Origin of the sequence: Methylobacterium isbiliense (genome assembly GCF_022179325.1) — a bacterium.
Lineage (GTDB): Bacteria > Pseudomonadota > Alphaproteobacteria > Rhizobiales > Beijerinckiaceae > Methylobacterium > Methylobacterium isbiliense.
The window spans coordinates 1-21,405 of sequence record NZ_BPQQ01000051.1 but is presented as its reverse complement, the minus strand read 5'-3'; the positions used below and the strand labels follow the sequence as shown (position 1 = coordinate 21,405).

16 protein-coding genes are annotated in these 21,405 nt (G+C 71.5%); 11 read left to right on the top strand and 5 right to left on the bottom strand.

Annotated features, from left to right (window positions below; genetic code table 11):
- Positions 1-474 precede the first annotated feature (474 nt).
- Complete coding sequence (locus tag MFF61_RS21205) at positions 475-654, bottom strand: hypothetical protein (protein WP_238238060.1); 180 nt, start codon at positions 652-654, stop codon at positions 475-477.
- Between the two features lie 278 nt (positions 655-932).
- On the opposite strand from MFF61_RS21205, the gene MFF61_RS21200 reads away from it, so the two are divergent.
- Together MFF61_RS21200 and MFF61_RS21195 are read left to right on the top strand one after the other, a co-directional pair.
- Positions 933-1,835: a GGDEF domain-containing protein gene (locus MFF61_RS21200; protein ID WP_238238053.1), complete on the top strand. Its 903-nt coding sequence runs from the start codon at positions 933-935 to the stop codon at positions 1,833-1,835.
- 322 nt (positions 1,836-2,157) lie between these two features.
- Positions 2,158-2,835 carry a response regulator transcription factor gene (locus MFF61_RS21195; RefSeq protein WP_238238050.1) on the top strand — a complete coding sequence of 226 codons (678 nt, stop codon included), beginning with the start codon at positions 2,158-2,160 and terminating at the stop codon, positions 2,833-2,835.
- Between the two features lie 141 nt (positions 2,836-2,976).
- On the opposite strand, the gene MFF61_RS21190 is transcribed toward MFF61_RS21195, so the two are convergent.
- Positions 2,977-4,152: a DNA topoisomerase IB gene (locus MFF61_RS21190; RefSeq protein WP_238238047.1), complete on the bottom strand. Its 1,176-nt coding sequence runs from the start codon at positions 4,150-4,152 to the stop codon at positions 2,977-2,979.
- A 159-nt stretch (positions 4,153-4,311) separates the two neighbouring features.
- On the opposite strand from MFF61_RS21190, the gene MFF61_RS21185 reads away from it, so the two are divergent.
- Entirely contained in the window at positions 4,312-5,448 is a 1,137-nt protein-coding gene (locus MFF61_RS21185) for a glycosyltransferase (RefSeq protein ID WP_238238045.1), read from the top strand.
- A complete protein-coding gene (locus MFF61_RS21180) occupies positions 5,445-6,143 on the top strand; it encodes a class I SAM-dependent methyltransferase (RefSeq protein WP_238238043.1) in 699 nt (232 codons plus the stop codon). The genes MFF61_RS21185 and MFF61_RS21180 overlap by 4 nt, the downstream gene beginning before the upstream one ends.
- Positions 6,144-6,222: 79 nt before the next feature.
- Here MFF61_RS21180 and MFF61_RS21175 read toward each other — a convergent pair whose 3' ends face one another.
- Both MFF61_RS21175 and MFF61_RS21170 read right to left on the bottom strand, forming a co-directional pair.
- Complete coding sequence (locus tag MFF61_RS21175) at positions 6,223-7,902, bottom strand: methyl-accepting chemotaxis protein (RefSeq protein ID WP_238238041.1); 1,680 nt, start codon at positions 7,900-7,902, stop codon at positions 6,223-6,225.
- Between the two features lie 296 nt (positions 7,903-8,198).
- On the bottom strand, positions 8,199-9,296 hold the full coding sequence (locus MFF61_RS21170) for a patatin-like phospholipase family protein (RefSeq protein WP_238238038.1): 1,098 nt from the start codon (positions 9,294-9,296) through the stop codon (positions 8,199-8,201).
- A 270-nt stretch (positions 9,297-9,566) separates the two neighbouring features.
- Between MFF61_RS21170 and ispG the strand changes: the two genes are divergently transcribed.
- The 6 genes from ispG to mdeB all read left to right on the top strand — a co-directional run bounded on the left by ispG (position 9,567) and on the right by mdeB (position 19,313).
- Positions 9,567-10,856 (top strand): flavodoxin-dependent (E)-4-hydroxy-3-methylbut-2-enyl-diphosphate synthase, encoded by a 1,290-nt coding sequence (gene ispG, locus MFF61_RS21165; RefSeq protein WP_238238028.1) that lies wholly within the window; start codon positions 9,567-9,569, stop codon positions 10,854-10,856.
- Between the two features lie 182 nt (positions 10,857-11,038).
- A complete protein-coding gene (locus MFF61_RS21160; protein ID WP_238238017.1) occupies positions 11,039-13,009 on the top strand; it encodes a potassium transporter Kup in 1,971 nt (656 codons plus the stop codon).
- Positions 13,010-13,127: 118 nt separating this feature from the next.
- A complete protein-coding gene (gene hisC, locus MFF61_RS21155; RefSeq protein ID WP_238238015.1) occupies positions 13,128-14,240 on the top strand; it encodes a histidinol-phosphate transaminase in 1,113 nt (370 codons plus the stop codon).
- Positions 14,233-15,225, top strand: coding sequence for a prephenate/arogenate dehydrogenase family protein (locus tag MFF61_RS21150; protein WP_238238013.1), 993 nt, complete (start codon positions 14,233-14,235; stop codon positions 15,223-15,225). Before hisC ends, MFF61_RS21150 begins: the two co-directional genes overlap by 8 nt.
- Positions 15,226-15,325: 100 nt before the next feature.
- Entirely contained in the window at positions 15,326-16,516 is a 1,191-nt protein-coding gene (locus MFF61_RS21145) for a patatin-like phospholipase family protein (RefSeq protein WP_238238009.1), read from the top strand.
- Positions 16,517-16,622: 106 nt separating this feature from the next.
- Positions 16,623-19,313 carry an alpha-ketoglutarate dehydrogenase gene (mdeB, locus tag MFF61_RS21140; RefSeq protein ID WP_238237997.1) on the top strand — a complete coding sequence of 897 codons (2,691 nt, stop codon included), beginning with the start codon at positions 16,623-16,625 and terminating at the stop codon, positions 19,311-19,313.
- A gap of 40 nt (positions 19,314-19,353) precedes the next feature.
- On the opposite strand, the gene MFF61_RS21135 is transcribed toward mdeB, so the two are convergent.
- Positions 19,354-19,926 (bottom strand): polysaccharide biosynthesis/export family protein, encoded by a 573-nt coding sequence (locus MFF61_RS21135; protein ID WP_238237993.1) that lies wholly within the window; start codon positions 19,924-19,926, stop codon positions 19,354-19,356.
- Positions 19,927-20,108: 182 nt separating this feature from the next.
- Here MFF61_RS21135 and MFF61_RS21130 point away from each other — a divergent pair.
- Positions 20,109-21,405, top strand: a 1,297-nt coding sequence (locus tag MFF61_RS21130; protein WP_238237990.1) for a GumC family protein, incomplete at its 3' end; no start/stop codon positions are given.

The following is a 21,405-nucleotide window of genomic DNA, read 5'->3' as shown; positions in this document are numbered from 1 at the left end:
CGTCGGAGATGAACAGGTCAGCCGGGAAGCGGCTGGTGGCGATGACGGGGCCAGGCCCGTCGCGATCTCGCCGTCCCGGGCGGACCTCCGGGCGAGCGGGTCGGATACCCTGCAGGCGGGACGAGGATCGCTCCGTTCAACCGCCTCGCCCCCCTTGGGCCGTGACAGGACCGGACATGCTGAAATTCGATCGGGCCAACGAACGAGGTCGGACTCGCCTGAAACCGTCGTGCGGGCGTGTCCGCCCGCGCTGACCTCGCCGTCATGCGTCGGACGGTCGACGGGGCGAGATCACGATGGTCCTGGGCCGCCGACCTGCCGTTGGTGACCGTCCGGGAGATCCGACAGATGTCGTGAAGCGCCAGCAGGGCTACCACCGCCCTAAATCAAGCCGGTCGCGGGGTCGCCGCTCCGGCAAGACCGATTCCGCTGCCGGACAGACATGCCGGCCATCGTGGCACCCCGGCCGTCGTCTCAACCCGACGCCGCGCGGCGGGCCGCCTCGACGACCGAGCGGGCGAACGCCATCGCGGCGGCCCTCGCCTGTAGCGGCGACGCAAAGGTGTTGTCCGACCGAAACAAGGTCGAACCGGTTCGGCCGAGCAAACGCCAGCCCCACTGGCCCCGGCGCTCTTCCTCGATGAAGAATTCCATAGCCGCCTCCATTGCCTTCTTTTTGCGGCAGTATAGAAGATCGGAGCAGGACGGCTCGATCAAACACACGAGATCTGACGATCGAGGCCGCTTCCGGCCGTGTCTTCCCCACAATTCACAAGGCGGCCGCTTCGGGCGGCGGGGCCGGATCCGCCACGGCCGGCGCGCGCTCTTGAGACGGTGTTAAGCGTCAGGCGGGAGGATGGCCGCATGGAAGATCGCCCCGGGCCGGATCGGCCGGCACCGGGCGCCCGACCGGGCTCCTGTCTGAGGCCGTCATGCACATCGTCGTCGTCGACCCGAGCCGCGTCGTCCTGAAGGTGATCAGCTCCCTGCTCGTGCCGCGCGGGCACGTGGTGGACACTTTCACCGACTCGCGCGAAGCCCTCGACTTCGTCACGACCAACATCTCGGTGACCGCGCTGATCACCAGCCTCGAAGTCCGCCCGTTGAGCGGCCTGGAACTGTGCTGGTCGGCCCGCCTCCTCGCGGAGGCGCATCGTCCGCTCTACATCATTGCCATGTCGTCGGCCCGCAACGCCCGCAACCTCGCGGAGGCGCTGGACAGCGGCTCGGACGACTTCATCGACAAGCCGCCGGGCGCCGAGGAATTGTACGCGCGCCTGCGGGCCGCCGAGCGCATGACCGAGATGCAGCGCGAGCTGATCCGTCTCGCCGAGACCGACACGCTCTCGGGCCTGCTCAACCGCCGCGCCTTCCTGCAGCGCGTCACCGACATGGCGGACCGGGCCGGCGATCACGGCCGCCTCTCGCTCGTGACCGCCGACATCGACCACTTCAAGCGCATCAACGACGAGCACGGCCACGACGTCGGCGACACGGCCATCCAGAGCGTCTCGCGCCTGTTCGCCGAGACCTCCGACGCGGCGGTCGGGCGCATGGGCGGCGAGGAATTCGCGATCGCCCTGCCGGGGCGGACCCTGGAGGAAGCGGAGAGCGTGGCCGGCAAACTGCGTCTGCGCTGCACGCAGATGCGCCTGCGGGGCTCGCGCGGCCCGGTGGCGCTCACCTGCAGCTTCGGCGTCAGCACCTGGTCGGAGGGCGAGACGGTCGGCAGCCTGCTCAAACGGGCCGACATCGCCCTCTACGAGGCCAAGGCCGGGGGGCGCAACCGCGTGGTGTCCGCCTGCACCGACCTCATCCTCGCCCGGGCCGGCTGAGCCTCGGTCACCGCCATGGTCACCGGTTCGGCAACGACTGGTCCACCGGGGACTGCCCCCGCGGGCGGCGCGTCCCGTTCCGGGACAGACCCGGCCTTGCAACCGTTGCGAGTCCCGGACTGGCCGGCACGTTAACCCTAGGGGCGACCGGGCGGGGGCCTGCCGGGTGCGACCGAGCGACGAAAGTTTTCGCGCACCGTCAGCGGTTTAACGCGCCCGCCCGACAGTCCGACGCGCAGAACGGCCGCGGTTGGAACGCGGCTTGATCCTTACACTCCGTCAACCAAGGCGCGTGTGCCGCGCCGGGACGGAGGCCAACGGCATGAGTGACGCCGTCAGAGTGCTGATCATCGACGAGCCCTCGGATCTTGGGGCGGTGTTCCGGGCCACCCTGGAGCACGCGCCCGCGCTCCGCACGGTCGGGGAGGACGAGCTGCGCGGGCCGAACGGTGCGGCCCTGGAGGGCGTCGCCCTGGTGTTCACGCCGGAGCGCAGCCCCGCCGCGGTGGCGGCGCTGCGGGAGCGCCATCCGCGCCTCAAGGTGCTGGTCGCCTTCCTCACCGCGGAGGCCCAGACCCTGATCGCCCTCGCTCAGGCCGGTGCCGATGCCTTCGTGGCCCGCTCCGCCCCGCCGCAGGACGTCTGCGCGGCGATCCTGGCGCTGGCCGGCGGCGAGCCGCTGCCCGGCGGCGCGGCGCCCCAGGCGGACGCGGCGGCCGATCTCGGGCTCACTCCCCGCGAGGCGGAGGTGCTGCGCTTCCTCAGCGCCGGGTTCAGCAACAAGGAGGTGGCCCGCCGCCTCACGGTGAGCGTGCGCACCGTCGAGACGCACCGCCTCAACCTGCGCCGCAAGACCAAGACCGGCCGCCTCAAGGATCTGGTCCAGCTCGCGCGGCAGATGGGCCTCGCCCCGGTCTACGAGGGCGATGCCGCTTCACAGCGCGCGGGCGGCGGAGCGCGGGGCCTCCGCCATGCCGGGCATGTGGCGGCGCCGCATTGACTGAGGACGGTGGACGCCGCCCCGCCGGATCGGCCGCAAGGGGCCGCACCGGCCTTGTCCCGCAGACGCGGGCGCCGGGATTGACGCAAGACCCGGCTCCCGCGGACGCATTGAAGGTCGTCGCGCGGAGCGGCCGACGGGTCAGGCGGCGCGCCGCACCGCCCGCGCCGGCTGCGCACCGGATTTGCGGCTGCGACCGGCCTGCGCGGCCGGGCGCTCCGTTTCCTTCGCGGTGGCGAGGCGGGCCTGCAGCAGGGCGAGCACCGCCGTCTCCTCCGGCCGCAGGCGGCTGAGTTCGTCGCGCAGCTCCGCCTGCACCTCCTCGCGCACCTGCAGCAGCAGGTCGCCGGCGAGATAGCAGTCCAGAATCTCCGGATGGATGTAGCACTTGCGGCAGATGGTCGGGGTGTTGCCGAGCCGCTCGGCCACCCGCTCGATGGCGGCCCGGACGTTCTTCTTGGCCGCGGCCTCGCTGTCGAAGCTCTCGAACTCGCGCAGGGCGAGGGCGGCCAGTACCGTGCCGGACCACGTGCGGAAATCCTTGGCGGTGATGTCGCGGCCGGAGATCTCGCGCAGGTAGGCGTTCACGTCCGCCGAGGTGACGTCGCGCTGCACGCCGTCCTCGTCGATATACTGAAAAAGCTCCTGCCCGGGCAGGTCCTGGCAGGCCTTGACGATCTTCGCCACGCGCCGGTCGCGCAGCGAGAGCTGCCAGACCTTGCCGCTCTTGCCCTTGAACCGGAACCTGAGCTCGGCGCCCTCCACCTGCACGTGCGGGTCGCGCAGGGTGGTGAGGCCGTAGCTGCGGTTCTGGCGCGCGTAATCGTCGTTGCCGACCCGGATCAGCGTGGCCTCCAGGAGGTGGACGACCGTCGCCAGCACCTTCTCGCGCGGCAGGCCGCGGAGGCCCATATGCTCCTGCACCGTGCGGCGCAGGGCCGGCAACGCCTGCGCGAAGTCCAGCATGTGGGCGAACTTGGTGCTCTCGCGCGCCTCGCGAAAATCCGGGTGGTAGCGGTACTGCTTGCGGCCCTTGTCGTCGCGGCCGGTGGCCTGGATGTGCCCGTTGGCGTGGCGGCAGATCCACACATCCGTGTAGGCGGGGGGTATCGCGAGTTTTCTGATGCGCTGAAGCACCGCCTCGTCGGCCACCGCCGTGCCGGCCGCGTCGAGGTAGCGGAAGCCCCGGCCGCTGCGCTTGCGCCGGTAGCCGGGCTCCTCGTCGCTGACGTAGCGCAGGCCCACCTCCCGGGCGGCGTCGCGGATGTCGACGCGCGGCTCGGGGCTGGTCTCGGCGGTCTCGGACTCCGACGGCATCGGCACTGACCTCTCCCGGCGCGGGCGCATCCGGTGTCCCTCAACCGGAAGCTGCCGGAGCAGGTTCCGGCCCGGCCCGCCGCGATTCTCGTGCCCGCCCCGTGGTGCCCCGGGCCGAAATGGTGTTGAGGGAGGTCCTGATCCGCAGGGGAGACCGGCGTGGCGCAGCCCGGGCAGAAGACCATCGCGTTCGTCGTCACGGAGGATTGGTTCTTCGCCTCCCACTTCCTGCCGCTGGCCCGGGCCGCGGTGGCGGCCGGGCATTCGGTCGCGGTGGTGACGCGGGTGCGCGCGCACCGCGAGGCCATCGCGGCGACCGGCGCCCGTGTGGTAGCGCTGGAGGCCGAGCGATCGAGCCTCAACCCGATGAGCGCGGGCTACGCCACCGGGCAGCTCGCCGCGATCCTGAAGGCCCTGCGGGCCGATCTCGTCCATTGCATCGCGCTGCGCGGCATCCTGGTCGGCGGTGCGGCCGCCGTGCTCGCCGGCATCCCGCGGCGGGTCTACGCGCTCACGGGTCTCGGGCTCGTCGGCGCCCGGCAGGACCGGACCGGGCGCCTCGCGCGCGCCGGCCTGCGCCGCCTGATCCGCGGTCCGCTCGAAACCGCGCAGACCCGCTACCTGTTCGAGAACCCGGACGACGCCGCGCTCCTCGGGCTCGACCCGTCGGAGACCCGCGTCGCGGTGGTGGGCGGGGCGGGGATCGATCCGGCCGCGTGGGTGCCCGCGCCGCTGCCGCCGCTGCCGCCGCTGCGGATCGCCCTCGTCGCCCGGATGCTGTGGTCGAAGGGCATCGACACCGCGGTCGAGGCCGTGCGGCTCGCCCGCGCGGACGGCGTCGCGGTCGAACTCGCCCTTCACGGCGCCCCCGACCCGTCGAACCGGCGCGCGATCCCCGAGGCCACCCTGCGCGACTGGTCGCGCGACGGCGTGACGTGGCACGGGGCGACCGCGGACGTCGCCGGCGCGCTCGCGGCGGCGCAGGCCGCCTGCCTGCCCTCTCGCGGCGGCGAGGGCCTGCCGCGCGCGCTCCTGGAGGCCGCCGCTTGCGGCCGGGCCATCCTCACCACCGACGTGCCGGGCTGCCGGGCGCTGGTGCGCGACGGCGTCGAGGGCCGCGTGGTGCCCCCCGACGACCCGGCGGCGCTCGCCCGCGCGATGGCCGACCTCGCCGCCGACCCGGCCCGCCTCGCCGCGATGGGGGCGGCCGCCCGCCGCCGGATCCTGGAGGGCGGCTTCACCGAGGCGGCGGTGGCGGCCGCGGTGGCGCGCCTGCACGCGGAGCTGCTGGCGTGAGCGGCACGCCCCCTCCCGCGCGCGACCCCGCGGCCTTCATCCGGGCGAACACGCGCCTGCGCCCGGTGCCGCATGCGCCGGAGATCAGCCTGATGGTCGCCGACGAGGCCACGGAGCTGTGGAGCCGCACCGAGGAGGAACTCGGCGAGATGGGGCTGCCCCCGCCCTTCTGGGCCTTCGCCTGGGCGGGCGGGCAGGCGCTGGCGCGCTACGTCCTCGACCGGCCCGAGACCGTCGCGGGCGCCCGCGTGCTCGACTTCGCCTCGGGCTCGGGCCTCGTCGCGGTGGCGGCGGCGCGGGCGGGGGCGGCTGGCGTGCTCGCCAGCGACCTCGACCCGTTCGCCCTCGCGGCGATCCGCCTCAATGCCGCGCAGAATGGCGTCGCCGACCGCGTCGCGCCGCGCGGCGAGGACCTGATCGGCCGCGACGAGGGCTGGGACTGCGTGCTCGCCGCCGACATCTTCTACGAGCGCGACCTCGCCGCTCGGGTCTCGGCGTGGTTGGAGGCGCTGCACGCCCGCGGCGCCCGCGTGCTGATCGGCGATCCCGGCCGCGCCTACCTGCCGAAGGACCGGCTGGAGCGCCTCGCGACCTACGCGGTGCCGGTGACGCGGGCGCTGGAGGATGCGGAGATCAAGCGCACGGGGGTCTGGCGGTTCGGGGCGCCGGACGGCGCCTCCCGAGCCCCGTGCTGAACGCGCAAAGGCCCATCCCTCGGACGGGCCTACGCGACGTTCGCGTGAGGATGCTCAGGCCGTGAAGCGAAGGCGTTCGTCAGGCGGCCCGCACGGTCGCCAGGAAGCGGGCGACCTCTGAGGCCAGATGCTCGGAGTGGCGCGACAGTTCGGCCGCGGAGGTGAGCACTTGGCTGGCCGCGGCGCCCGTTTCCTCGGAGGCTTGCGCGACGCCCGCGATGTTGCCCGTCACCTCGGACGTGCCGGTGGCCGCCTGGGTCACATTGCGCACGATCTCCTGCGTCGCCGCTCCCTGCTGTTCGACGGCCGCCGCGATGCTGGCGGCCACGGTGTCGACCTCCCGGATCCGGCTCGTGATCACACCGATGGCCGAGACCGCCCGGTCCGTCACGCTCTGAATCTCGCCGATCTGCCCGGCGATCTCGTCGGTTGCCTTGGCCGTCTGGCTGGCAAGCTCCTTCACCTCCGCGGCCACCACCGCGAAGCCCCGGCCCGCATTCCCCGCCCGAGCGGCCTCGATCGTGGCGTTGAGCGCCAGGAGGTTGGTCTGCGAGGCGATGTTGGAGATCAGCCCGACCATGTCGCCGATCTTGGTCGAGGTGGTTTTCAGCGCCTGGACGAGATGAGCCGTCTGGTCCGCCTCGCCGACCGCGATCTGAGCCAGCCCGGCCGAGTCCTGCACCTGACGGCCGATCTCCTGAACGGAGGTTCCGAGTTCCTCGGCGGCGGCCGCCACGGTGCTGACGTTCGAGGCCGCCTCCTCGGCGGCGGCGGCCACCGCCGTCGTCTGGCTGGCGGTTTCGGTCGCGGTGGCCGTCATCTGCTGCGCAGTGGCCTGCAATTCGGTGGCCGCCGAGGACACCAGGCTGACGATGCTGCCCACGGCGGACTCGAAGCCGTCGGCCATCTGGCGCATGCCGGCCCTGCGCTGCTCCTCGGCCGAGGCGCGGGCCAGCACCGTGTCCTCTTCGAGCTGACGGGTTCGGACCAGGTTGTCCCGGGAGGCTTCGACCGCAACGGCGATCTTGCCGATCTCGTTGGTGCGATCGGTGTGAGGAACCGGAGCCTGCAGGTCGCCGGCCGCGAGATCACGCATGCGCCGGATCAGGCGATCGATGGGGCGCGTGACGGCAGCGACGATGTAGACGATTCCAGCGAGACTGCTGGCCAGTGCGATGCAGAGGAGCAGCCCGGTGAGCCAGAGCGCGCGATCGTAAGTGGCACCGGCCGCGGCTTCAGCCCGTTCGCTCCCCTTGACGTTCAAGGCCATGTCGCGCTCCAGGGCATCCAAGGCAGCCTCGAACGGCTTGCGTGAGGCCGAGAAGAGCTCGTTCATCATGGCTTGGTTTTTTTCTTTTGCCGCCGCCACGAGTTTCGACCTCTGTGCGAGATAATCTGCCCAATGCTGCTTGAACGTGTCCCACAGGGCCTGCTCGTCCGGGCTCGCGATCAGTGGCACGTAACGCGATGCGGCTGCCTCAACGTTCTTCAGCCGACGTTCGGAAACCTGGTCCAACTGGTCGGCAGATTCGATCGCAGTGACGTAACGCGCGTCGACGACGCGCAGACGTGTTGTTCCATATTTCAATTCACCGATTTCGCGCACGCTCGGCAGCCAGTTTTGCGAAATATCGACCGTGTTTGCGCGCACGTCTCTCATCTGGAAGAAACTTATGAGCCCTTGCGACAGAATCGCTATGGACAGGACAGCAATCAGGCCGATCAGGGTATGCGACATACGCAAGTTCATCATGGACATTCTCCTCTTGCGCAGTTCTATCTTGAACGTAATTAATTTTTCATGAATGTTTGGCTCATGGAGTAATTTCTCGGAGATCGCTACGTAATGAGAGGCAAGCCCGCCCCGGAGGAACGGACTCTCAGCGCTCCTCCCCCTCCGACGTCGGTGATGAGGCATGGGCGCGGGTGCGAGGGTGCCGCCGCGTGCGGCATCCTGCCGGGTGCCGGCCTGCCCGCGGCCTCCCGAAGCGTGAGCCGCACGTCGGCCCTCACGCTTTGCCTCACCGCACCGCGACCGTGCTCGCGGGCGCCCCCTCACGCGTACATCGCCCGCAGGTCGAGCGTGCTCTCGCGCCCCACCGCGTCGAAGTGCCGGGCGAGCCACGCCTGCCCGGCCGCCCGGCCCGCGTCGCGCAGGCTCTGCAGGAAGGGCCATTGCGGCTTGAGCTTCGTCGCGGCGCCGTAATCGTCGAGGCCGCCCGAGCCGTCGATGCGGTGCAGCCGCACCGGCCGGTACTGCTCCGGCTTCAGGGCGCCGTCCTCGATCAGGCCCTGCACGAAGTCGATGGCGCGCAGTTCGCGCAGCAGGTTGCCGTTGAAGGTGATCTCGTTCAGCCGGTCGCGGATCGCCTCGGGCGTGCGCGGCGTCTCGCGCCGCTCCACCGGGTTGATCTGCACGAGCAGGATGTCGCGGGTCTCGGCCCCGTGATAGAGCGGATAGAGCGGCGGGTTGCCGAGATAGCCGCCGTCCCAGTAGGGCACGCCGTCGATCTCCACCGCCTGGAAGACCGTGGGCAGGCAGGCCGAGGCCATCACGTGGTCGGGCGTCAGGTCCCGCCCCTCGAACACCGCGATCTTGCCGGTCCAGACGTTGGTGGCCGAGATGAACAGCGGCGCGGTGTCCGCCGCGCGCAGGGCCGCGAAATCGACTGTCTCCTCCAGCGCGCGCTTGAGGGGGTTGATGTTGAGCGGGTTCGCCGAGTAGGGGCTGGCCACCGCCTTCCAGAACTCGGCCACGGGCGTGCGCTTCCAGAAGCGCAGCACGCCGTCGAACACGTTCTGCTGGGTCTCGGTCAGGTCGCCGTCGAGGCTGACCTGGCGCCAGAACGCCTCGAGCTGGGCGCGCGCGCCGTCGGGACCGCCCTTGAGCCAGCCATGGGTCATCACCACCGCGTTCATGGCGCCCGCGCTCGCCCCGGTGATCGCCTCGAAGGCGAGGCGCCCGTCCTCGATCAGCGCGTCGAGCACGCCCCAGGTGAAGGCCCCGTGCGCGCCCCCGCCCTGCAGGGCGAGCGAGACCGCCTTCTCGGCCCGCGGCCCCGCGAGGCCCCGGTTGGGGCGGGGCGCCCCGCCGGCCGCGATCCCGGTCGGCTCCGCTTCGGGCGCGGAGGGGCCGTCATCCCATCTGTCCATCACGTCCGCCACGCTGGTTGCTGCATTGCAAGAACAGATGGTGCGATGCACACTCCACGCAACCCCGGCCGCGGCGCTGCGCCTCGACAGGGCGGGTCGGATGGGTCATGAAGCGCCCGCCCGCGGCATCGGCACGCTCCGTTCATCATCGGAGCCGATGCCGCGAGGGGTTCCAGCCGTGCGGTGCGTCACAGACTTGACGTCGCCCGCGCGCAGGATCAGCTAAACGTTTGGCGCCGAGCCCGGAACCGGCCGCCGCGAAGGAACCCGATGCAGACCATGGACGCACCCGCTGCCGCCCCCGAGATCGCCGGCCCGGCAGCCCGGCACGGCACCGTCGGCGTGTGCATCGGCGAGGGCGAGGGCGCCGTCACGATCGGCGGCGGCGCGCCCATCGTCGTGCAGTCGATGACCAACACCGACACGGCGGATATCGACGCCACCGTGGCGCAGGTCGCGGCGCTCGCCCGCGCGGGCTCGGAGATCGTGCGCATCACGGTGGACCGCGACGAGGCCGCCGCGGCGGTGCCGAAGATCCGCGAGCGCCTGGACCGCATCGGCGTCCCCGTGCCGCTCGTGGGCGACTTCCACTACATCGGCCACAAGCTGCTGGCCGACCACCCGGCCTGCGCCGAGGCGCTGGCGAAGTACCGCATCAACCCGGGCAACGTCGGCTTCAAGGAGAAGAAGGACATCCAGTTCGCCACCATCGTCGAGACGGCGGCGCGCTACGGCAAGGCGGTGCGCATCGGCGCGAACTGGGGCTCCCTCGACGAGGCGCTCCTCACCCACATGATGGACGAGAACGCCCGCGCCCCGCGGCCTCTCGACGCCCGCGCGGTGATGCGCGAGGCGATGGTGCGCTCCGCCCTGCTGTCGGCCGACCGCGCGGTGGAGATCGGCCTGCCCAAGGACCGCATCGTGCTCTCCGCCAAGGTCTCGGCCGTGCAGGACCTGATCGCTGTCTACCGCGAGGTGGCGCGCCGCTCGGACTACGCCATCCATCTCGGCCTCACCGAGGCCGGCATGGGCACCAAGGGCGTGGTCGCGGCCTCGGCGGCGATGGGCGTGCTGCTGCAGGAGGGGATCGGCGACACGATCCGCTACTCGCTGACCCCCGAGCCCGGCGGCGACCGCACCGTGGAGGTGAAGGCCGCCCAGGAACTGCTGCAGACGATGGGCTTCCGCACCTTCGTGCCGCTGGTGGCCGCCTGCCCGGGCTGCGGACGCACCACCTCGACGGTGTTCCAGGAACTCGCCCGCGACATCCAGAACTGGATCTCGACCTCGATGCCGGAATGGCGCAAGACCTATCCGGGGGTGGAGGGCCTGAACGTCGCCGTGATGGGCTGCATCGTGAACGGGCCGGGTGAGTCGAAGCACGCCGACATCGGCATCTCGCTGCCCGGCACCGGCGAGACCCCGACCGCCCCGGTCTTCATCGACGGCAAGAAGGCGATGACGCTGCGCGGCCCGACCCTCGCCAAGGACTTCGAGGCCATCGTCATCGACTACATCGAGCGCCGCTTTGGCCAGGGACGCCGCTCGGCCGCCGAGTAGCGCCGGTTTCCGCTGCGTCAGGGGCGTGCCGCCTTGCACGCCCCGGCCCGCGTGCTAAGGTTTCGCCACAATCGCGGCCGGCCGTGCGGCTCGCCCGGCCGGCGAGGCTCCGTGTCGCCGAACGCCCCCGCAGCTCTCTCGGCGGCATCCGCGCCTCCGGCGAGGCGCAATCCTGATTGCCCATGACCCAGTCTGCCGTACCCACGAGCGGGGGCACCACCCCGCCCGAAGACCTCACCCCGCCGAGCGGCGGGCCGCCGACACCGGCCGGGTCGGTCGACGAGCCCGAGGGCCACGGTCACGGCCACGCCAAGTTCTGGACGCTCTTCCTCGGCTCGATCGGCGTCGTCTACGGCGACATCGGCACGAGCCCGCTCTATGCCTTCCGGGAGGCGCTGGCCCCCGGGCGGGCCGACGGGCTGCTCACCGTGCACGAGGTGCTGGGCACCGTCTCGCTGCTGCTCTGGGCGCTGATCCTGATCGTCACGATCAAGTACGTGCTGCTGCTCCTGCACATGGACAACAAGGGCGAGGGCGGGATCCTCTCGCTCATGGCGCTCGCCCGCAAGGCGCTCGGCGGCTCGCGCACGGTGTTCAGCCTCGGCCTCCTCGGCGCCGCCCTGTTCTACGGGGACGCCATCATCACGCCGGCGATCTCGGTGCTCTCGGCGGTGGAGGGCCTGAAGCTGGTCACCCCGGCCTTCGAGCACTACGTCCTGCCGATCACCATCGCGATCATCGTGCCGCTGTTCCTGGTCCAGAGCAGGGGCACGGGCCGGATGGCGAGCTTCTTCGGCCCGATCACCGTGGTGTGGTTCCTCGCCATGGCGGTGGCGGCCCTGCCGCACATCCTGCGCCGGCCGGACGTGCTGCTCGCGCTCAATCCCTGGTACGCGCTCGAATACCTGCTCAGCCACGGCACCGGCGCGCTGATCGTGCTCGGCGCGGTCTTCCTGGCGGTGACCGGGGCGGAGGCGCTGTTCGCCGATCTCGGCCATTTCGGCCGCCGGCCGATCCAGGCGGCCTGGATCGCCGTGGTCGGCCCGGCGCTGTCCCTGAACTATCTCGGCCAGGCGGCGCTCGTCCTCACCTATCCCGACACGAAGGATCCGTTCTTCCAGCTCGTGCCCGAATGGGCCCTGCTGCCGATGGTGCTTCTGGCCACCGCCGCGACCGTGATCGCCAGTCAGGCGGTGATCACCGGGGCGTTCTCGCTCTCGCGCCAGGCGGTGCAGCTCGGCCTGCTGCCGCGGCTGGAGATCCGCCACACCTCCGAATCCCATTCCGGCCAGATCTACCTGCCGCAGATCAACACCCTGCTGATGGTCGGCGTGGTGGTGCTGGTGCTGCTGTTCCGCTCCTCCAGCGGGCTCGCCTCGGCCTACGGCATCGCCGTCACCGGCACGATGCTGATCACCGCGAGCCTCGCCTTCCTGGTGCTGTGGCGGTTCTGGAAGTGGTCGCCGATCGCGGCCGGCGCCGTGATGCTGCCCTTCATCGCCGTCGAGCTGATGTTCCTCGTCTCGAACCTGATCAAGGTGTTCGAGGGCGGCTACGTGCCCCTGCTGCTGGCGGGCGGGCTCGTGGTGCTGATGTGGACCTGGGTGCGGGGCGTCACCATCCTGTTCAACAAGACCCGCAAGACCGACGTGCCGCTCACCGAGCTCGTGGCGATGCTGGAGAAGAGCCCGCCCCACCACGTCCGCGGCACGGCGGTGTTCCTGACCAGCGACCCCGAGACCGCGCCCGCGGCGCTCCTGCACAACCTCAAGCACAACAAGGTGCTGCACGAGAAGAACGTGGTGCTCACCGTGCGCACCATCGACCTGCCGCGCCTGCCGGATGGCGACCGCATCTCCATCGAGCCGCTGGGGCCGCATTTCTGGAAGGTCGTGATGAAGTTCGGCTACATGGAATCGCCGAACATCCCGAGGGGCTTGGCGCTGCTGCGCAAGCAGGGCTTCAAGTTCGACATCATGGCGACGTCGTTCTTCCTCTCGCGCCGCTCCATCCGCCCGGCGGCGCAATCCGGCATGCCGCTGTGGCAGGACCGCATCTTCATCACGCTGGCGCGCAACGCCAACGACGCGACGGACTTCTTCCAGATCCCGACCGGGCGCGTGGTGGAGGTCGGCACCCAGGTGACGGTCTGACGCCATCGGTGATCCCGCACCGGGCGCCGCTCCCGGGGCTCCCGGTGCGACGGGCTTCCCCTCGGGGGGCGACATGCTCTAGACGGGCGGCGTCCGCACAGCGCAGCCGAGTTCCGTCATGTCCGCCGCCCTCCGTCCCGTCCCGCGCCCCGGCGTCCTCGACATCGAAGCCTACGTGCCGGGCAAGAGCGCGGCCCCGGCCGGGGTGAAGCTGCACAAGCTGTCGTCGAACGAGACGCCGCTCGGCCCGAGCCCGGCCGCCGTGGCGGCGGTGCGCGAGGGAGCGGCCGCGCTCGAACTCTACCCGGACGGGACCGCCGCGGCCCTGCGCCGGGCGATCGCCGGCAAGTACGGCCTCGATCCCGAGCGGATCGTCTGCGGCGCGGGCTCGGACGAACTCCTGTCGCTCCTCAGCTACGCGTATCTCGGGCCGGGCGAGGAGGGCCTCTACTCGCAGTACGGGTTCCTGGTCTACCGCATCGCCATCCTGGCGGCGGGCGGCACGCCGGTGGTCGCCCCCGAACAGGACCACACGGCGGATGTCGACGCGATCCTGGCCGCCGTGAGCCCGCGCACGCGCATCGTCTACCTCGCCAACCCGAACAACCCCACCGGCACCTACCTGCCCTTCGACGAGGTGCGCCGGCTGCATGCGGGGCTGCCGGGCAACGTGCTCCTCGTCCTCGACGCGGCCTATGCCGAGTACGTCCGGCGCAACGACTACGCGGCCGGCCTCGAACTCGTGGCCGAATCCGAGAACGTCGTGATGACGCGCACCTTCTCGAAGGCCTACGGGCTCGCAGCCCTGCGCATCGGCTGGATGGTGGGTCCGCCCGCCGTGGTGGACGCGGTCAACCGCATCCGCGGTCCCTTCAACGTCAGCGCCGCCGCGATCGCGGCGGGCGCCGCGGCGATGGCCGATGACGGGCACATCGCGGCGGCGGTCGCCCACAACGAGGCCTGGCTGCCGAAGGTCACGCAGGCGCTGACCGATCTCGGGCTGCCCGTGACGCCGAGCGTCGGCAATTTCGTGCTGATCCACTTCCCCGACGCGCCGGGCCGCAGCGCCGCGGAGGCCGATGCCTTCCTCACCGCCCGCGGCCTGATCCTGCGCCGCGTCGGCGCCTACGGGCTGCCGAACGCCCTGCGCATGACGATCGGCAGCGCGGAGGCGAACGAGGCGGTGATCGCGGCGCTGACGGAGTTCGTGAAGGAACGCGCGCATGCCTGAGGATGGCTTGCCCGACTGCGCCTTGCCCGAGCGCGCCTTCGGCCGGCTCGCCATCGTCGGGCTCGGCCTGATCGGCTCCTCGATCGCGCGCGCCGCCCGGGCGAACGGCCTCGCCGGGACAATCGTGGCGATCGACCGGGACGCGGGCGTGATCGGGCGCGTGCGCGCGCTCGGCCTCGCCGAGGAGGCGACGCAGGACGTCGCGGCCGGGGTCGCGGGGGCCGACCTCGTGATCCTGTGCGTGCCGGTGGGGGCCGCGGGCGCGGTCGCCGCCGCGATGGCCGGCGCCCTCAAGCCCGGCGCGATCGTCTCGGATGTCGGCTCGGTCAAGGCCGCGGTGGTGGCGGCGGTCGCCCCGCACCTTCCCCCGCACGCCGCCTTCGTGCCGGCCCACCCGGTGGCCGGCACCGAGCAGTCGGGGCCGGATGCCGGCTTCGCGACCCTGTTCCAGGGCCGCTGGTGCATCCTCACGCCCCCCGAGGGTGCGGATCCGCAGGCGGTGGCGCGGGTGCGCGCCTTCTGGGAGGGGATGGGATCGGTGGTCGAGACCATGACGCCCGCCCACCACGACCTCGTGCTCGCCATCACCAGCCACGTGCCGCACCTGATCGCCTACAACATCGTGGGCACGGCGGCCGACCTCGAGACCGTGACGCAGTCCGAGGTCATCAAGTTCTCGGCCGGCGGCTTCCGCGATTTCACCCGCATCGCCGCCTCCGACCCCACCATGTGGCGCGACGTCTTCCTCACCAACAAGGACGCGGTGCTGGAGATGCTCGGGCGCTTCAACGAGGATCTGGCGGCGCTGGCGCGGGCGATCCGCTGGGACGACGGCGAGGCCCTGCACGCCCTCTTCACCCGCACCCGCGCCATCCGCCGCGGCATCGTGGCGATGGGCCAGGAGACGGCGGAGCCGGATTTCGGCCGACGCGGGCCCGCCCCTCAGGGAACCGCGCCCCCTCCCCTCGCGGGCCGGGAGCCATAGGGCACCTGCAACCAAGCTTTGCCGTAAGCGTTGCCATAAGCACGCCGCTGTCGAAGGATACGGCCGGGGCGGTGCAGCGACATCGACGGCGGAGTTCCCCGTGGCTCAACGTTCGCAGTGGGTGCGCGGGTGTCTCGCCGCGCTGGTGGCCGCGCAGGTCGCGGCCTGCTCCTCGATGCCGCGCACGCCGTACACGGCCGCCGAGGCGGCCGCGGCGACGGTGCCCGGCCAGGGGCCGACCATCCGCTACTGGGCCGATGCCCCGGCCGCGGCCTTCGCCCCGGTGAGCGCGCAGGCGGCCGCGCAGCGCGAGCCCTTCACCTACCTCGCCCTCTCGGGCGGGGGCGGCGACGGCGCCTACGGGGCGGGCGTGCTGAACGGCTGGAGCGAGACCGGGCGGCGCCCCGTCTTCACCCTGGTCTCGGGTGTCTCGACCGGCGCGCTCATCGCGCCCTTCGCCTTCCTCGGCCCGGCCTACGACCCGACGCTGCGGGAGATCTACACCAGCGGCATCGCCTCGACCCTGGTGGAATCGCCCAACCCCCTCAACATCCTGGTGGGCGACGGGCTGTTCGCCGACCAGCGCCTGCGCGACCTCGTCGGGCGCTACGTCACGCCCGACCTCGTCGCGCAGGTCGCCGAGGAGCACCGCAAGGGCCGCCGCCTCCTCGTCGTCACCACCAACCTCGATTCGCAGCGCGCCGTGATCTGGGACATGGGCGCCATCGCGACGAGCGGTCAGCCGAACGCCGTCGCGCTCTTCCGCGACGTGCTGACCGCCTCGGCGAGCGTGCCGGCGGTCTTCCCGCCGATGCTCATCGACGCCCAGGCCGGCAACCGCGCCTTCCAGGAGATGCATGTCGACGGCGCCGTGGCCACGCCGGTCTTCACCCTGCCGGAGGCGTACCTGGCCCAGGACGGGCGGGTGGTGCGCAGCCGGGGCCGCCCGAACATCTTCGTGATCATCAACGGCCGCATCGAGCCGAGCTTCGACCTCGTCCAGAACCGCACCTTCGCGATCGCCTCGCGCACCCTCTCGACGGTGGGGCGCACCCGCGCCCGCACCACGCTGACGAGCACGCTCGCCTTCGCGCGCCGCAACGGCATCGGCTTCAACCTCACCTACATCGACCGAGCCATCCCGGAGGTCGCCGCCCAGCAGGGCTTCGACACCGCCTACATGCGCCGGCTGTTCGACGACGGCTACGCCAAGGCCCGGGCCGGCGCGCTGTGGGAGACCACGCTGCCGCGCGACGGGCTCATGCAGGAGGCACGGGCCGACGCGCGTTAGGCGCACTTCGTCAGGGGCACTTCGGTAGGCGCACTTCGGTAGGCGCACTTGCGGAACGCCCCCCGGCGGGCGATGTCTCGGGCAAACCCGCCCGGGAGGAGAGCCGATGAGCGCCAGCGCCAAGCCGACCACGCCGATCACCGGCCCGCGCGGCGTCGCCGACGCGGATCCGGGCGAGACCGCGGACTGGCTCGCCTCGCTCGAATCCGTCGTGCGCCATGCCGGCCCGGAGCGGGCGCGCTTCCTCCTCGACCGGCTGGAGGAGAAGGCCAAGGCCATCGGCCTCGTGGACGAGGCCCCGCCCTACTCGCCCTACCGCAACACCATCCCGCTGGAGAAGCAGCCCCCCTACCCGGGCGATCTCGTCACCGAGGAGCGGCTCACCTCCATCATGCGCTGGAACGCGCTCGCCATGGTGGTGCGGGCCAACATGGCCTACGGCGAACTCGGCGGCCACGTGGCGAGCTACGCCTCCGCGGCCGAGATCTTCGAACTCGGCTTCAACCACTTCTTCAAGGCCGGCGACGAGACGGGCGCGGGTGCCGACCTCGTGTTCTTCCAGCCCCATTCCGCGCCCGGCGTCTACGCCCGCGCCTTCCTCGAAGGGCGCCTCTCGCAGGAGCACCTGACGCATTACCGCCAGGAGATCGCCGGCCAGGGCCTGTGCTCCTACCCGCATCCCTGGCTGATGCCGGATTTCTGGCAGGTGCCCACCGGCTCGATGGGGATCGGGCCGATCAACGCGATCTACCAGGCGCGCTTCATGCGCTACCTCGCGCATCGCGGGCTGGCCGACACCGCCGACCGGCACGTCTGGGGCGTCTTCGGCGACGGCGAGATGGACGAGCCGGAATCGGTGGGCGCCCTCACGCTCGCCGCGCGGGAGAAGCTCGACAACCTCACCTTCGTGATCAACTGCAACCTGCAGCGTCTCGACGGGCCGGTGCGCGGCAACGGGCAGATCATCCAGGAGCTGGAGAGCGTCTTCCGCGGCGCCGGCTGGCACGTGATCAAGGTGCTGTGGGGCTCGGAGTGGGACGCGATCTTCGCCCGCGACACCAACCACGCCCTGCTGCGCCGCTTCGCCGCCACCGTCGACGGCAAGTACCAGACGCTCGGCGCCAAGGACGGCGCCTACAACCTCGCCCACTTCTTCGGCGAGGACGAGGAGGTGAAGGCGCTGGTCTCGCACATGTCCGACGCGGACGTGGATCGGCTCAAGCGCGGCGGTCACGACTTCCGCAAGCTCTACGCGGCTTTCGCCGCCGCCAGGGCGACCAGGGACCGGCCGACCGTGATCCTGGCCAAGACCAAGAAGGGCTACGGCATGGGCGGGGCGGGCGAGTCGCGCATGACCGCCCATCAGGCGAAGAAGCTCGACACCGACGCGCTCAAGGCGTTTCGCGATCGCTTCGCCCTGCCGCTCTCGGACGCCGAGGTCGAGCGCCTCGACTTCTACCGGCCGCCGGAGGAGAGCCGCGAGCTGCGCTACCTGCGCGAGCGGCGCGACGCGCTCGGCGGCTTCCTGCCGAAGCGCCGCCGCACCGGGCCGCCCGTGGCGGTGCCGGATCTCGCCGCCTATGCGGGCTTCGCGCTCGACGCCGACGGCAAGGAGATGTCGACCACCACCGCGGCGGTGCGGCTGCTCGGCGGGCTGCTGCGCCACAAGGAGCTGGGGCCGCGCGTCGTGCCGATCGTCGCCGACGAGGCGCGCACCTTCGGCATGGCGAACCTGTTCCGGCAGGTCGGCATCTACTCGCCGGTCGGGCAGCTCTACGAGCCGGAGGATGCCGGCTCGATGCTGTTCTACAAGGAGGCGCGGGACGGCCAGCTCCTGGAGGAGGGCATCACCGAGGCGGGCGCGATCTCGTCCTGGGTCGCGGCGGCGACGGCCTACAGCGTGCACGGCCTCGCGATGCTGCCGTTCTACATCTACTACTCGATGTTCGGCTTCCAGCGGGTCGGCGACCTGATCTGGGCGGCGGCCGACCAGCGGGCACGGGGCTTCCTCATCGGCGCCACGGCGGGCCGCACGACGCTCGGCGGCGAGGGCCTGCAACATCAGGACGGGTCGAGCCATCTCGTGGCCGCCACGATCCCGAACTGCCGCGCCTACGATCCGGCCTTCGCCTACGAGATGGCGGTGATCCTCGATCACGGCACGCGCCGGATGATGGCGGAGGGCAGGGATGAGTTCTACTACGTCACCGCCATGAACGAGAATTACGCCCAGCCCTCGATGCCGGCGGGTGCGGCCGAGGGCATCGTGCGCGGCCTCTACCGGGTCGCATCCTTCGGGGCGGACGAGGCTGTGCGCCTGCTCGGCTCCGGGGCGATCCTGCCGGAGGTGATCCACGCCGGCCGGATGCTCGCCGAGGAATGGGGCGTGGGCGCCACGGTGTTCAGCGCCACGAGCTTCAGCGAACTCGCCCGCGACGCGCAGGGCGCCGAGCGCGAGGCCCGGCTGAACCCGGGCGCGCCGGCGCGGCGCAGCCACGTGGCGGAGCTGCTGCCCGGCGGAGCGCCGGTGGTGGCCGCCACCGATTACGTGCGCGCCTATCCGCAACTGATCGCGCCCTACGTGGAGGGCCGCTTCGTGGCGCTCGGCACCGACGGGTTCGGCCGCAGCGACACCCGCAGCCGCCTGCGCCGCTTCTTCGAGGTCGACCGCCAGCACATCGTGGTGGCGGCGCTCGCCGCGCTCGCCGATGCGGGCACGATCCCGCGGACGCGGGTGGCCGAGGCGGTCGCCCGCTACGGCCTGTCCGCCGACGCGCCGGCGCCCTGGACGGTGTGACGCCGCGATGCCGGAGCGCCCGCGCGGACGCGGGCGCGGCTCAGAACCAGCGTTCCTTGACCACGATGGTGTCGCCCGGGCGCACCGGGTAGGTCATCGGCACGATGCCCGAGACGAGGCCGTTCGGGGTCTCGCGCGTCACCACCGCGTAGTCGCGGGCGGCGCGCGGGCCGAAGCCGGCGGCGATCGCCACGGCGGTCTCGACCGTCATGCCGTTGACGTAGGGGTACTGGCCCGAGGTCGTCACCTCGCCCAGGATGAAGAATGGCCGGTAGACCTCGATCTCGACCGTGACGTGGGGCTCGCGCACGTAGCCGTCGCGCAGGCGCGCCTCGATGGCGCGCGCCGCCTGCAGCGTGGTGCCGCCGCCGACCTTCACCGGGCCGATCAGCGGCATGATGATCCGCCCGGCCCCGTCCACCGCGTAGAGGTTCGACAGGTTGTCCTGCCCGAACACGATCACCCGCAGCCGGTCGCCGGCCGCGAGCGGGTATTGCAGCCCGATCGAGCCCGTGCCGGTCGCGTCGAGATAGTCGGTCCGGTAATCCGGACGCAGGCAGCCGCCGAGCGCCAGTGTGCTCGCGAGACCTGTGAGGAGAAGACGTCGATTCATCGTGTCCGGCCAGTCGGATCCGCTCCTCCGCAGGTTTAGGCCGGCGTGGTTAACGAAAGCTGACGCCCGCGCCGGGCCTGTTCGACTTCGGAGCGACGGCGCATCGACAGATCTTTACCGAGCAGCAATCTTAATGAGGTGTGATCCCGGCTACCTTGGCCCCTCGATCGCAGACGGCCCTCATGCTCCGCGTCGCCCCCGTTGCCGATCCACCCGGATCCCTGCCTCCATCCATCGCGGGATCCGCCGCGCCCGATCGGCCGTCCCGGCAAGACTATTCAGCCAGGGAGGGGATCGCGCTCGGCGATGTGGGCCGCCTGCTGAAGCGGCGCTGGCTCGCCGTCACCGTGCCCACGCTCGCGGCCCTGGTCCTGTCGGTCGCCTTCGTGCAGCTCGTGCCGCCCCGCTACACGGCGGAGTCCAAGCTCCTCCTGGAGAGCCGCGACAGCGCGCTGACGCGCCCGCAGCAGGAGCGCGGCGACGTGGTGCTGCCGATCGACGAGCAGGCGGTGGCGAGCCAAGTGCAGGTCGTGATGTCGCGCGACCTCGCCCGCGAGGCGATCAAGCGCCTCGGCCTCCTCGGCAATCGCGAGTTCAATCCGCTGATCGACGGCCCCAATCCGGTCGAACAGGTCCTGGCGCTGCTGGGCCTCGTGCGCAACCCGCTGGAGCGCGAAGCCGAGGACCGCGTCCTCGACACCTACTTCAAGAACCTGCTGGTCTACCCGGCGGGCAAGTCCCGCATCCTGACGATCGAGTTCCGGGCGCGCGATCCCGAACTGGCCGCGCGGGCCGCCAACACCATCGCGGATCTCTATCTCTCGTCGCTCGCCGCCGCGAAGGTCGACACGGCGCGGTTCGCCTCGACCTGGCTCGGCACCAACATCGAGGCCCTGCGCAGCCGCGTCGCCGAGGCCGAGGCGAAGGTCGAGACGTTCCGGTCCAAGAACGGGCTGATCGGCGGCGTCTCGGGCACCGGCACCAGCCAGCCGATCGGCACCCAGCAGCTCACCGAACTCTCGACCCAGCTCACCCAGGCCCGCGCCGCGCAGGCCGATGCGGCCGCCAAGGCGAAGCTGATCCGGGACCTGATCAAGGACGGCCGCGCCTTCGAGATTCCGGACGTCGCCAACAACGAGCTGATCCGCCGCCTCGTGGAGCAGCGCATCACCCTGCGGGCGCAGCTCGCGCTGGAGAGCCGCACGCTCCTGCCGCAGCACCCGCGGATCAAGGAGCTGAACGCCCAGCTCGGCGACCTCGAAGGCCAGATCCGCTCCGCCGCGGACCGCACCGTGCGCACGCTGGAGAACGACGCGCGGATCGCCGGGAGCCGGGTGGAGTCGCTGCAGGCCGCCGTGGACGGGCAGCGCGAGGTGGTGGCCAAGGGCAACACCAGCGAGGTGCAGCTGCGGGCGCTGGAGCGCGAGGCCAAGGTGCAGCGCGAGCAGCTCGAATCCTACCTCGCGCGCTACCGCGAGG